The sequence below is a fragment of the Candidatus Acetatifactor stercoripullorum genome (assembly GCF_944382095.1).
Lineage (GTDB): Bacteria > Bacillota > Clostridia > Lachnospirales > Lachnospiraceae > Acetatifactor > Acetatifactor stercoripullorum.
This window is the reverse complement of sequence record NZ_CALWMU010000010.1, coordinates 1-13,223: the sequence shown is the minus strand read 5'-3', so window position 1 is coordinate 13,223 and position 13,223 is coordinate 1. Positions and strand designations below refer to the sequence as shown.

General features: G+C 49.1%; 9 protein-coding genes and 1 tRNA gene. 2 read left to right on the top strand and 8 right to left on the bottom strand.

Features of this window, described 5'->3' with window-relative positions:
• The first annotated feature begins 8 nt into the window (after window positions 1–8).
• Window positions 9–1,358 (top strand): hemolysin family protein, encoded by a 1,350-nt coding sequence (locus SHK35_RS04490; RefSeq protein WP_330638182.1) that lies wholly within the window; start codon window positions 9–11, stop codon window positions 1,356–1,358.
• A 123-nt stretch (window positions 1,359–1,481) separates the two neighbouring features.
• On the opposite strand, the gene SHK35_RS04485 is transcribed toward SHK35_RS04490, so the two are convergent.
• The 6 genes from SHK35_RS04485 to SHK35_RS04460 form a co-directional block, all read right to left on the bottom strand.
• On the bottom strand, window positions 1,482–3,563 hold the full coding sequence (locus SHK35_RS04485) for a sodium-translocating pyrophosphatase (RefSeq protein WP_318708799.1): 2,082 nt from the start codon (window positions 3,561–3,563) through the stop codon (window positions 1,482–1,484).
• A gap of 246 nt (window positions 3,564–3,809) precedes the next feature.
• Window positions 3,810–4,658, bottom strand: a complete 849-nt coding sequence (locus tag SHK35_RS04480) for a TrmH family RNA methyltransferase (RefSeq protein ID WP_318708856.1) — start codon at window positions 4,656–4,658, stop codon at window positions 3,810–3,812.
• A 38-nt stretch (window positions 4,659–4,696) separates the two neighbouring features.
• Entirely contained in the window at window positions 4,697–6,178 is a 1,482-nt protein-coding gene (locus SHK35_RS04475; RefSeq protein WP_318708798.1) for a 5-methylcytosine restriction system specificity protein McrC, read from the bottom strand.
• A 24-nt stretch (window positions 6,179–6,202) separates the two neighbouring features.
• Complete coding sequence (locus SHK35_RS04470; protein ID WP_318708797.1) at window positions 6,203–8,971, bottom strand: AAA family ATPase; 2,769 nt, start codon at window positions 8,969–8,971, stop codon at window positions 6,203–6,205.
• 21 nt (window positions 8,972–8,992) lie between these two features.
• Window positions 8,993–10,270: a DNA cytosine methyltransferase gene (locus SHK35_RS04465; RefSeq protein ID WP_318708796.1), complete on the bottom strand. Its 1,278-nt coding sequence runs from the start codon at window positions 10,268–10,270 to the stop codon at window positions 8,993–8,995.
• 3 nt (window positions 10,271–10,273) lie between these two features.
• Entirely contained in the window at window positions 10,274–11,365 is a 1,092-nt protein-coding gene (locus tag SHK35_RS04460; protein ID WP_318708795.1) for a DNA cytosine methyltransferase, read from the bottom strand.
• A 309-nt stretch (window positions 11,366–11,674) separates the two neighbouring features.
• Between SHK35_RS04460 and SHK35_RS04455 the strand changes: the two genes are divergently transcribed.
• Window positions 11,675–11,748, top strand: a tRNA-Val gene (locus SHK35_RS04455).
• A 274-nt stretch (window positions 11,749–12,022) separates the two neighbouring features.
• Here the strand turns inward: SHK35_RS04455 and SHK35_RS04450 are convergent.
• Together SHK35_RS04450 and SHK35_RS04445 are read right to left on the bottom strand one after the other, a co-directional pair.
• Window positions 12,023–12,763 carry an N-acetylmuramoyl-L-alanine amidase gene (locus SHK35_RS04450; RefSeq protein ID WP_318708793.1) on the bottom strand — a complete coding sequence of 247 codons (741 nt, stop codon included), beginning with the start codon at window positions 12,761–12,763 and terminating at the stop codon, window positions 12,023–12,025.
• Window positions 12,753–13,223, bottom strand: a 471-nt coding sequence (locus tag SHK35_RS04445; protein ID WP_318708791.1) for a phage holin family protein, incomplete at its 5' end; no start/stop codon positions are given. The genes SHK35_RS04450 and SHK35_RS04445, both read right to left, overlap by 11 nt.

Genomic DNA, 13,223 nt, shown 5'->3' with positions numbered 1-13,223 from the left:
GATTTATTTTGGAAAATTCCATTTTATTAATGATTTTATTACAGGTAGTTTTTATTGCACTAAACGCGGTTTTTGCCAGCGCTGAGATCGCCGTGATTTCCATGAACGACAGCAAGCTTGCCAAGCTGGCCGCAGAAGGTAATAAGCGCGCCATACGCCTTGCCAGGCTCACCAGCCAGCCCTCACGCTTTTTGTCCACCATTCAGGTAGCTATCACGCTGTCCGGCTTTCTGGGCAGTGCCTTTGCATCGGAAAACTTCTCCGATATGCTGACGGACTGGCTGCTCTCCCTGGGTGTGCCCATTCCGGCAAAAACCCTGAACACCATTTCCATGGTAGTGATCACGATCATCCTGTCTTACTTTACCTTGATTTTCGGTGAACTGGTTCCGAAGCGGGTTGCAATGCGCAAGGCAGAGACTCTGGCTCTTGGCATGGCCACCCTGCTCAGCACCATTGCAAAGCTCTGCACCCCTATTGTTGCCTTCCTCACCCTGTCCACAAACGCAGTGCTGCGGCTTCTTGGGATTGATCCAAACGCAGAGGATGATGAGGTCAGCGAGGAGGAAATCCGAATGATGGTGGATGCCGGCAGTGAAAAGGGCGCTATTGACCACCAGGAAAAGGAATTTATACAAAACGTTTTCGAATTTGATGATCTGACTGCTGGAGAGATTGCCACCCACAGAACGGAAATCACCCTTCTTTGGCTGGAGGAATCCATGGAGGACTGGAAAAACACCATTTACAACAGCAGACACACGCTCTATCCCATCTGCGATGAGTCCGCAGACGATATTGTGGGAATTTTGAACGCTAAGGACTATTTCCGCCTGGAGGACAAAAGCCGGGAATCTGTTATGAAAAACGCTGTGAAGCCCGCTTATTTTGTCCCTGAAAATGTGAAGGCCGACGTGCTTTTCCGCAACATGAAGCATACACGCAATAATCTGGCCGTAGTTTTAGATGAATACGGCGGCATGAGCGGTATTATCACCATGAACGATCTGCTAGAGCAGCTGGTAGGAGAATTCAGTGACGACGAAACCGTAGAGGATGAAATTCTCCCCATCGAGCCCATTGATTCCAAGACTTGGAAGATTCACGGCAGCGCCTCTCTGGATGATGTATCCAAGGCCCTGGGCGTTTCTCTCACCTACGAGGACTGCGACACCTTCAACGGTCTGGTGTTCGGCGCTCTGGGGACCGTTCCCCAGGACGGAAGCGTTGTGGAGGTGGAAACACCGGAGCTTATGATCAAGGTCACAGACATACAGGATCACCAGGTAGAAACAGCTATTGTCTGCTTAAAGGATCCCGCTCCGGCTCCTGAGGACGAGGAAAAAAGCGCGTCCTAGGTATTCCAAATGTTTGAAAAAGCTTATAAAGAAAAGGGCTGCTCCTTGGAGCAGCCAGGCAAAAATACAGCGCACCTGTAGGTGCGCTGTATTTTTATCTGTCGAAAGGATATGCCTTACATCTCACCCAAAGAGTGACAACGCCGCAAACAGTGAGGACATCAAAGACGCCACCAGAGAAACCACTGTAATCTGTGTGTTAATGGAGGGACCTGCAGTATCCTTAAAGGGATCTCCCACAGTGTCGCCTGTAACAGCCGCCTTATGGGCTTCCGAGCCCTTTCCACCCTCATTTCCTGCTTCAATGTACTTCTTTGCATTATCCCACAGTCCGCCGGCATTTGACATGAAAAGCGCAAGCAGAAGGCCGCTCACAATATTTCCTAACAGGAAGCCCCCAATGGCCTGAGGACCTCCGATAAAGCCTACCACAATCGTCGCAACAATCGCCATGCCGCCTGCGGGAATCAGCTCCTTTAAAGCTCCCTGTGTGGCAATATTAATACATTTGTCATAGTCTGCCTTTACGCCCGGCTTTCCTTCCTTTAAGCCTGCGATCTCTCTAAACTGCCTGTGGATTTCCGCCACCATTCTCTGTGCGTTTTTGTCAACACCAAGCATCAGCATTGCCGAGAACACTGCAGGAATAGCCGCTCCTATCAGTATACCGAAAAATACCGTAGGATTCATGATATCAAAGCCTGTAATCAATTCCTTTCCCAGAGCCGCAAGGGATTCGTTTACCTCCGACATGTAAGCTCCTAAAAGGGAAATGACCGTAAGACCTGCCGCACCGATGGCAAAGCCTTTGGTTACGGCCTTTACCGTGTTGCCTGCACTGTCAAGCTCATCTGCCACCCGTATGGTCTCTTCCCCGAGATCACCCATTTCTGCCAATCCCCTTGCATTGTCAACGATAGGGCCGTATGCGTCATTGCTGATAATCATACCCACAATGGAAAGCATGCCCACTGCTGCCATGGCAATTCCGAACAAAGCGTAGCCTTCTCCCAGCGGCTCGCACAGCTTATAGGCTGTAAGCGCAGAGATCGCGATTCCCACCATAGCAGGCAGCGAAGAAATAAATCCATAGGAAATTCCGGAAAGGATCGTAAATGCGGAGCCCGACTGGGATGCGTGGGCCACCTTACGTACAATAGGCTTGCTGTCATCCGTAAAGTAGTCTGTGGTAATACCAATGATTACACCTACGATCAGTCCCACAGCGGAAGCTCCCCAGATTCTCCACTGGAATCCCTCGAAAAGGAAGGTAGCCACAGCCGTAAGAACCATAAACACCGCCGTGGTGGTGTATGTAGAGGAATTTAACGCCTTGGTGGGATTTCCTTCCTTGCCTACTCTTGCACAGGCAATACCGATAATAGAAGAAATCAGGCCCAGGGCTGCATAGCAGAACACCATGGCCGTATTTGCGCCGCTTCCCCCGTCCAGCGCCTGGGACATTACCAAAGCTGAGGACATGGCCGCCACATTGGAGTCAAACAAATCCGCTCCCATTCCCGCAACATCGCCTACATTATCCCCCACGTTGTCAGCAATCACGGCAGGGTTACGGGGATCATCCTCTGGTATCCCCAGCTCTACCTTGCCTGTCAGGTCTGCGGACACATCCGCTGTCTTTGTAAAAATTCCGCCCCCGGCCTTGGCAAAGAGAGCCAGAGAGCTGGCGCCAAAGGAAAATCCCAGCAGGATGGTGGCATCCGCCGTAACCATCAAAACCGCCATAACACCTAACAGGCTGAAACCTACCACCGCAAGGCCCATGACTGCTCCGCCTCTGAATCCGATCAAAAAGGCGGGTTTGATTCCCTTCTGCGCTCCTTCCGCCGCTCTGGAGTTTGCCAGAGTGGCAACCAAAATACCGATTTTTCCTGCGAGAGCCGACAGCGCAGTGCCCGCCAGGTAAGAAATCGCCATGGCTATATTATCCCCTATATTCCCCTCCCATATGGGACTCGGCAGCAAAATCAGAATAATCACAGCCGCAACACCTGCAAATTTGGCAAGCACACCGTACTCCTTGCGCATAAAGGTATTGGCCCCTGCGTGAATCAATTCTGATACCTCAATAATTTTTCCATTTTCTGTGGGCTGCCGCTTCACCCAAAGATACAGGTAAACTGCAAAGGCAAATGCAATTACCACGGAAAAAAATGAGATGACATAAATGAGCTGCAAATCCATACTTTCTCCTTTCTGGTTCCCGCCTGCTCAAACGGAAACCAATTATTCTGCCAATCGTTGAAGCCGCCCTGGTTCTGGCTATATTGTCCAAAAAGGCAGCCAAAAAACCGATTTGCTAGTAATTATAAAGCAAAATTGTTTTTGGGTCAATGAAATATTTTGTCAAAAAAATACAAAAAGCGGCATATCCCAATCCGCTTTTTGTAAGATAATTCCCGTGATGCTATTTTCCGGGCCTGACGGTGCTCACATTTCCGCTATTCCCTTTGTGATTTCCCAAAAGGCCACTGCGCTTGCCGCCGCCACATTCAGGGAATCCACACCATGAGCCATGGGAATACGCACAACATAGTCGCAGGCTGCCACCGTCTGCGGCGCAAGCCCATCCCCCTCTGTTCCCAGCACAACCGCCAGACGCTTTTCCTCCTTCAGCCGGGGATCGTCCATTTTCAGGGCATCCTGGCTCAGCGCCATGGCTGCGGTTCGAAAGCCCAGCTCCCGCAAAAGACGGATTCCTTGTTTAGGCCATGCCTCTTCCTCCGGTTCCCCGCCTCCAAGAAACGTCCAGGGTACCTGAAAAACGGTTCCCATGCTCACCCGGATCGCTCTCCGATACAAAGGATTGCTGCAGCCCGGAGTCAGCAGGACCGCATCCATATTCAAAGCTGCGGCAGACCGGAAAATAACCCCCACATTGGTGGGATTCTCCACCTCCTCCAGGACAGCCACTCTTTTTGCATGGGCGCAGACCTCCCTGACGGAAGGAAGCGGGGGACGATACATGGCGCACAGCATGCCCCTGGTCAGCTGGAACCCCGTCAGCCTTGTGAGCACCTGAAATTCTGCCGTATAAACAGGGATTTCCCCACATCGTGCGATCAGCTCCCCTGCCTGTCCCTCCACATGCTTTTTCTCCGCCAGAAAGGATATGGGAACACAGCCGGCATCCAGCGCACGGGCAATCACTCTGGGGCTTTCTGCAATAAAGATGCCCCCGCCCCCATCCCGGCAGTTTAAAAGCTGGTTTTCCGTAAGTCTGGCATAAATATCCAGCTGCGGTTCTTCAAAGTCAGTGATTTCAATAATATGAGGCATAGGCTTCATGGTCAAAAAGCTCCTTTGCATCTGAAAATTTACTCCATCAGCCCCTTCAGATACTGCAGCAGACTGATTTTAGCGCCGCTTTCCACAGATGCTGCTTCACAGCTCCATTCCGTGTCTATGGCGATTTCCAGCTGCGTGTAATATCGGTTCCGTCTCTCAGCGCTTTCAATCGGGTTTTTTTCATAGTACCTGCTTTCCTCACCGGCAATGGAAGGAAATATGATCCCTACATTTTCACAGTCATATAAAAGAGCATAGGCCAAAACCTGCAGTCTGTCCCCCCGCGCCGACTTTCCGCCGGATAAGCTTTTATATTTTACATCAAAGACAAGATACTTCCCGGTTTTGGGATGGTACAGTATGATATCCGGTTTTACTGTGCCGCCAATATAGCTGGAATACGCGCCGCCTCCCTGGGCGAGCACCTTTGACTTATAATCATATTTTAAAATGCGGATCTGGTCTGACTGGGAGGTATAGGTTTCCACTCCGGCACGTTTCAGATATGACCGCACATACATCTCAAACAGCTTGTTCATAGAAACGGCATATGGCACCACATAACTTGTAAAAGCAGATTCCCCATTGGCCTCCAGCGTAATCTCATTTAACACCATCTTAGCCGCGTTTATCACCGGTTTATAATATACATAACAGCCCGTGGTTTTTATTTTCCCCAGGTCTTGTCTGGTAATCCTGGTATGGCTCACATGGGACAACGCGTTCTGGCAATATGCAATCATATCCCTGAAGGAATTCTTGTTTCCGCTGGCCTGGCCGAAGTACTTGTTCAAAAATAAGACTGCCTTTTGCAGCGCCGCCTTCAGCACTCTGTTTTCAAGAATGTCCTCGGAATATTGCAGATACCGGCAGTAAATCCTGTCATCCCGCCCCCGCAGTGTGTTCAGTCGAATGTTCTTCTTAAACAGAATATTTCCCTTGAGCTTTCCCACCAGATTTTCTTCCCTGGTGATCATCTTTCCCATCAACGGCCTTGTACAGAGATTTTTCAGCAATGATAAAAACACTGCCGCTGTGATAATACTGCTTTGCAAGGCTGTATTGTCCTCTATGTAAATTGGGTCCTCACAGTCAAAAAAATGAAACAGCTCATTATCCTTTAAGTCCTCAAGCTCCCGGTCCTGAGCATTTATCCTGATGGTCTGAGGAGCCAGATAGCGCTCAAACTCATCGTCCTGGCGAAGTGCATGAAGCATTTCAACAACGGAGAGCTGAAATCTTGGCTCTATTTTCAGGATTACTTCTCTTCCATCCCGGGACAGAATCCGCTTCCCGTCCACCGCCTTTAATCTGCAAAGCCCCACATAATTGCCGGCGTAGATTCTCCCATTCACACGCCTTATTCCAAGATTGACGCATTCATCATTTCCTGCAAACTGTATGCTGTCCACATCCACTTTTTCCTGAAGCTTATCCAATGGACTATTATCCCGGGCGCAAAAAATAATCTGATGCTTTGCCCCTTCCCTCCAGTAACCTTCCCAACCCATTTGACGCTCTCCCATACCGCTCCTTTAAGGCTCCTCTATCAGCTTTTCAAAAATTTCCCTCACCCTATGCTCCTCGTAATTTACATTGATTTCGCCGGTAATGCAGCCAAGCAGGCCGGACCAGCCGTCCTCTGACGCATCCCCCATCTCAAACTGAAACATACCGTCCTTAAAATATTCCCTCAGAATGGGCAGAATTTGGTATTTGAACCGCAGATAAAGCTGCTCTTTTGTGGACACCATAAAATAAGTATGCCCAATCTGCACGTCATCCTTATAATACTCCGGGTTCAGATTTCCTGCATGAAACAGCTTTTCCACCTCTTCAAACAGGCGCAGAGCCTGTCGGTTCACAGCTCTCTGTTCATTTTCTTCCTCCTCATCAGCCCCCTGGGACAGCTTGAAGTTCAATATGGCATTGGCGTCCGGAAGCAGGGAAAAGAAGAGAAAACGCCTTCTGATGGCATAATCAATTCCACCAATAGACTTGTCGGCTGTGTTCATGGTTCCCAGAATATATAAATTATCCGGCAGAAGCACCTTGTTGGAATTGTCTACCGTATAAGGCGTAGCCACACCCTTCCCCCTGTATTCCAGACCATAAATCAATTCGCCGAATACCGTTGCCAGATTGGCCCGGTTGATTTCATCAATCACAAGAAAAAATTTTGTGGTCTGATACTTGGGGCTGGCCGCCAGCCTGGCCATGCTGCCCAGCACTTTATTGACCGTATCGTAGGATATGGCAGACCCGGCCCCGGAGCTGTCTTTTACAGTGCTGACCTCAATTCCTCTGACAAAATCCTCATAGCCATAGGAAGGATGAAACTGAACAATATCCCAGGCTATGGCAGGAGTCTGTCCCGGATGGGTCACCTCCCACTCTGCCATGGCATCCTCCTCCTGATAGCTTTGAATCTGAAAGCTGTCCAATTCCTCATCCGAAAGAAGCTCCTCATTCCTCTCGCCTTTGCCCACAAATTTCAAATATTCTCTTGCCGAATAAGTTTTTGAGGTTCCCGGAGGACCCTGCAGTATCATCTGATGTATCCCAAGCAGCTCCATTGCCCTTGCATACTCGCCGTACTTCTCAACCCTGTCCACTTTATATACTCCTTCCACCTTAATAGATTGACCCTTCCACTCTATGAGGTCTCCCTTATCCTTCCAAAGCAGCGTCAGCTTGGAAATGGCCTCTCTGAACACTCTGTTTCTCTCCAGATTCACCTCTGCCTCATCCGAGCCCGAACCGATTTGTCTGACACTTTGGATAAATCGGTCAAACTCCTCTCTTGCAAAGGCTCCAAGCAGCCTTATGTTGTCGTCCTCCGGATAATCCAGCAGATATCCATCATAGTTTTTGATAAGCCCATTATAATAGCTTCGCAGAATGCGAAACATAATGGAATTAGGAGAGGAGGAGCCTCTTTCATTTTCATAGGCATCGGAATTGAGAGACTCGTCCCATCTGGTATATTCCTTGGGCTGCATCTCGGCAGCCGCCGCATAATCTATCCCATCAATGGTCAGCACATCGTCCTTTTGGGCAGAATAGAAAAATCTCGGCCTTTTGGGCGCGCCGGATGCTGTGACCGTGGTTCCATAGGTATATAAATCCCTGTCGGCTCTTTTCACATAAAGATAGGCCGGTGCGGGAAAATAGCGGACTATCCCGTCCAGCTTCCCGCTTTTTCGAACCAATACGCCGGGATGAAACAGCATGGTGTCGGCTATCTCCGTATCCGTAAGCAGTCCCTGTGTTTTGATCCGGGCAATGAGATTTACAATAGGACGGTGGGTCAGCGCTTCCCTGTAATAAACATCTGCAGTGACATCGGTTCTGTATCCCGTGATCCTGTCCATCCTCGCAAGAACAGGCTCCTTGCTGTATGCCCCTGTTACAAGCCTTTCCAGTGCATCTATTTCAATTCCGGCGGTGGCATCCACCACCCCATCCTTCACATATTGCTTCAGCATTGGTATCACCTGATACCGCATAACCAAAGCCACAGGCGCTTGAAACATACCATGCCCCAAAAGATACCTTTCCCGCTCCTGCCAGGTCAGCTGGTATCTGTGGCGCAGGTTATCCTCCACCACCCGTCTGGTTCTGTAAAACATGGCATTCGGTGAAGTATCATATTCCGGAAAAATCTCCGTTGCGCCATCTTCCAGAAAGCGATAGTCATTTTCAAGGGTATAGCTGTAAAAGTGTCTGAAAAGACCGTAATCAAAAGGCTCAGCACTGTCTATGGCAGTACTGTAGGTTGCAATCAGGTAAAGATTGGGAGGCAGAGTTCTTTCTCCTTCACAGCTCTTTTCTTCCCCTCTGCCAGGTTCCATTCGGGAAAGAACATCTCCCAGTATTCCCGTGATGCTCCCCCTTCCGATATCATCCAGAATCAGGAAATATTTTTTATTTTCTTTTGCACTCCAGCTTTCCTTTGCCTTTTTCAGCACCTGTAAAAATACCTTGTCCTGACTCTCCCACGCAAAGGAACCTCCCTGAGCGCACATGGAAATTCCCCTCACAAAATCCTCATAGGAAAAAGAGGGGTGGATGGGAATCAGCTCTGTAAGGATTTCGTAGCTTTCCCCACTGTTTCCCCAAAACCCCTGGGCATTGTACCTGGGCAGCCCGCACTGGGCGGCCACAGCCTGGGCAATATAGGTTTTCCCCACAGCCATAGGGCCGGACAACAGCAGGTATTTACTGTTGTCTACCACTTCACACAGCTGGCAGACAAGTTCTTTTGTAGCCTTTGTCATGGCTCGTGTCCTGACCTTTGTCATGCTCCTCCCGTTTTTTCTCCGTCAAAGTCTATCCAGCACCTCCGCTGCCGCAAGGCCGATACATCTGGCCAGTGCAGGGGGCACAGCATTACCTATCATAATATAGGTATCCGTCTGGGTTCCAACAAAATCAAAATCATCATCAAAGGACTGCAGCCTTGCCGCCTCCCTGGGGGTTATGCAGCGGCTCTGTCTGGGATCATAATGAATGAATCGGTTCCCGTCACGGTCAAGATGAGAGATAATTGTGGTGCTGGGCTCGTCCCTTCGCAGAACATGATATCTGTGTATAGGAGATTTTGCGCCCACACGCTCCTCATACAATTCGCTCAGGGCCTTGCTGTTGGTGTATTTTTTCTGTCCCGATTCGATATCCTTGGCCAGCATCCTGTATATTTCGATGTCCCGCAGGCTGTGTCTGCGGGCAACATGCCATGTAATATCACATTCCGGTTTTGTAAAGGTGATCCGTTTTCCGGGCCTGCTTCCCTCAATGACAGGATAAGCCGGCGGCAGGTCCCCAATGGCTTCCTCCACTGTCTTTTTATGCTCCGTCTTATATTGGGGCAGAATGCTTGTGTAAAAATCATGTAAAAGCTTCTGGGGCTCTTTAGCAAGCCTGCGGTCTATTCCCAGTAAAATCAACCGCTCTCTGTGCTGTGGAACGCCGTAATCGCTGGCGTCAATCTTCGCATAGGTTCTCAGATCATCCACAATTTCATAGCCGATACCCTCAAATCCTTTTCTGATCAATTCCGTTATAGGCGTGCCGTCGGGAATTGCACTTAACATACCCGGCACATTCTCAAATATAAAGGCCTTTGGACGATAACGGTTGACCACGCTGAGATAATGCTCAAACAAATAGTTTCGATAATCGTTCCGCATGCCGTTTCCATCCTTTACCCGGCCCGCAACGGAGTAAGCCTGGCAAGGAGGCCCGCCGATTATAATATCAATCCCGTCTGCCTGCTTCACGAAATAATCCAGCCCCCTGCCGCTGCCATAAGGCCCCGTCTTATAACGGCTTTTTTTGCCGTCCGGCAGCACCTGCGCCTGGGGCTGTTTGGCCGTGTCGTTCCAGCCCTGAAATAACTCCTGCTCTCTTTGAATGTCAAAGCACATGACCCGTTCCTCTGCATCGGAAATATTCCATCTGGTTTTCAGGCGGAGGATCAGCGTGTCAGCCTGAGGCCGCAGCCATTCCACTGCCGCAATATCCTCATACCTGCCGCTTTGCAGAAAACCGTCCTCAAGGCCTCCGCACCCAGCGAAAAGGTCTATCATTTTATAAGGCATAACTTACTCCTCACCATGCTTCAAGTATTTTTCCAGCTCCTTCGCCAAAACCTCCCCCAGCATGGGAGGCACCGCATTTCCCACCTGCTTGTACTGCTGTGACTGGTTTCCATAAAAGATAAAATCGTCAGGGAAGCTTTGAAGCCTGGCGCTTTCTCTCACCGTAGGAATGCGGTTATATTTATAATGAAAATGGGATCTGTGTCCCGTATTGATGGTGAGGGAGGGCTTTTTGCTGTGATATCGAGTCAGTGCCTCATGGTATTTGTACATTCCCCTGTATTCCTCCGGAAGCGCAAGATAATTTTTGCCCTCCGGAACCAGTGAAATCATCCTTTTTGTTTTTTCAATGGGAACGCTTCCCACGTGATTATAAACCTTTGTTGAATTTTTCCTCATCTCTTTCTGATAGTCAGACATAGGAGGCGTTCTGTACTCCTGAATTTTCTCTCCCCGAAGAATATTTCCATCCTCTGTCTGGAGCGTTGGCAGATCGCTTATGGCTTCTTCACAGGTCACATAATGCTCCGGGTCGAGCTTCCCTTCGGGAAACGAAAAAACACGTTCCGAATCCCGCAGTCCCACAAAAAATACCCTTTTGCGTATCTGAGGAACGCCATAATCCGGCGCAAACAAAAGCCCCGGCACCATTTTGTAGCCGATTTTATCAAAATCCTCCACAATACGTCTGGCGCCCTCTCCTCCTCTGGCCTCCAAAAGCCCCAAAACATTTTCAAGCAATACAGCCTGAGGATTTAAACGCTTTGTCAGCTCAACCATTGCCAGATAGAGGAAATTTCTCTTATCATTGATATCCATGGGGCCTGCGTAGGAAAATCCCTGGCACGGCGGCCCCCCCATAAGCACATCCGGCTTGATTTTCCTTTCCTCCAAAAAGTCCACAATTTTGTCTATATTGTTATGGTCAAATAAATCCAGCTTCATAGCAGCAGCGCCGCCGTGATTCATGCGGAAAGTTTCCAGGGCCGCATCATCCTGATCCACCCCCAGCACCACATGATATCCGGCATCCAAAAATCCCTTTGACAGGCCGCCCGCTCCGGAAAATAAGTCCACACAGGTAAATTGATTCATAGGGAATCCTCTTTCCAAGTATTTCTTCTTTATTTTATATCATACAGCAGATAATGTCCATTATTCCGGACTCAAAAAGCCCGCATGGCAGATATCAGTCAGAATATGCCATGGCATATCATAACATAATTAAAGGCCGCATTCCAGCCTTGCAGGATGAAATTTTGCTCTGTGGGTTAAATTTGCGCTCACCTTATACAAAAAACTGCGGCAGCCAAAGGCTGCCACAGTCTATCGCTTCTGGTTGATGGGCAAAAGCTATTATTTTTTTGTTGCTTTTCTCATATAAAGTGTTATAATTAGAGACATGGAAGCATAGCTCAGCCGGGATGAGCGTTCGCCTCACACGCGAAAGGCCAGGGGTTCGAGCCCCCTTGCTTCCATTTTTTATTTCAGGCCGCAGATACGGGATTTTGCTGGAAAATCAAGTGTTTGCGGCCTGTTTTGTTTCTCTGGTGATAATGCGATTTTATTTAAAATTTGTCATATTTATATCATTTTTTGTCATGGAATTTGTCATGAGAAAGTTTAGCGTATTGCTAATTTATTCTATGATTTGCTCTTTATGCGAAAACCACTCAGAAAAAAAATGTCTCATTTGCTCATAAAGGAGCTGCCGCATCAATGATTAAAATCGTAGATACAGCAGCTATTTTCTTACGCCGACACGATAATCGCGTCAAACCCTTCTACTTTCAGCTTCTGCAGCATCTTCTGGGCATTGTCCTTAACTGCATAGGCTCCTACCTGCACCCGGTACAGCTGGCCAGCTTCTCCGCTTACGGCTCCCTCCTCCGGTGTCAAATCTTCCTCCGGTGCTTCCTCATCTGCTGCGCTGGTGCCCGTAATGCCTCGTACAATGGCAGATGCCATGCTCTTGTAGTCGTACAGCTCCACATCGTCCTTGTCATCTGTAAAGCAGCACTCAACCAGCATGGCCGGGGCCTTGGTGTGCTTGAGTACATAAAGGCTGGGCCGCACCTTCACGCCTGCCACAGGATAGGTATTGTCCTTCCGCTTAGTATAGCCAAGATCTGCGATTGCATCCGCAACGCCTGCGGCATAGGATGCAGCGGCGCTGTCCGGGCTGTAGATAAATACCTCTGTGCCCCCTGTCTTTCCGTCCCCTGAATAATCATTGCGGCCACCATTGAAATGAAAGGACACGTCCAAATCTACCTCGTTTGCATTGCACTTCTCTACAATCTTTTTCAGCACATCCGAAGCATTTTTTCCGTCATTGACCGTGCAGTCAAAGACAGTGTGCCCCAGGATGCGGAGCTGCCGGATGGCCTCGTCCTTTACCTTCCTGTTTTCTGTGGACTCTTTAATGATACCGATGCCTCCGCATCCAGTCATCCCGTCCGGGTTGTGTCCTGCATGTACGTTAATTCTCATTTTCCTCTTCCTCTCTTTCTTCCTGTCCTGCGACAGCTGCTTTTGCTTCTACCTGCTGCTTTATGTATTTCACAACAGGCATCATAAACGGCGGCATGGTCACTCCGATATCCAGCATATTTTCCAGGATGCTGATGATCTCGTTGACTACGAGCCATACTGCCGCTATAGTGGCTACAACGAAGGGAATGGTGATGTCCACGCCTGCGCAGTCCACAGCATAGTTTATCAGGACATCAATCCAGGCTCCCACCAGCACCAAGAGCCACTGGCACACCTTTTTTATGATACCCCTGATGCTCCGATAGCTGCTGATACCTCCATCCCCCCGGTATTTTGCCGCGCAGAGGCCCGTTGCATAGTCAATGATATTGCATCCCACCAGAAGAAATACAGGCACAGCCAGAATGCCAAGCCAGCTCATGAGTGCGGATATTACCGCCGTTACAGTTACCTTTAC

Coding starts and splice junctions, on each gene's coding strand:
- SHK35_RS04465 (WP_318708796.1), bottom strand. CDS start 10,270: ATGCCTTATAAAATGATAGACCTTTTCGCTGGGTGCGGAGGCCTTGAG.
- SHK35_RS04475 (WP_318708798.1), bottom strand. CDS start 6,178: ATGGGTTGGGAAGGTTACTGGAGGGAAGGGGCAAAGCATCAGATTATT.
- SHK35_RS04470 (WP_318708797.1), bottom strand. CDS start 8,971: ATGACAAAGGTCAGGACACGAGCCATGACAAAGGCTACAAAAGAACTT.
- SHK35_RS04480 (WP_318708856.1), bottom strand. CDS start 4,658: ATGCCTCATATTATTGAAATCACTGACTTTGAAGAACCGCAGCTGGAT.
- SHK35_RS04450 (WP_318708793.1), bottom strand. CDS start 12,763: ATGAGAATTAACGTACATGCAGGACACAACCCGGACGGGATGACTGGA.
- SHK35_RS04460 (WP_318708795.1), bottom strand. CDS start 11,365: ATGAATCAATTTACCTGTGTGGACTTATTTTCCGGAGCGGGCGGCCTG.
- SHK35_RS04485 (WP_318708799.1), bottom strand. CDS start 3,563: ATGGATTTGCAGCTCATTTATGTCATCTCATTTTTTTCCGTGGTAATT.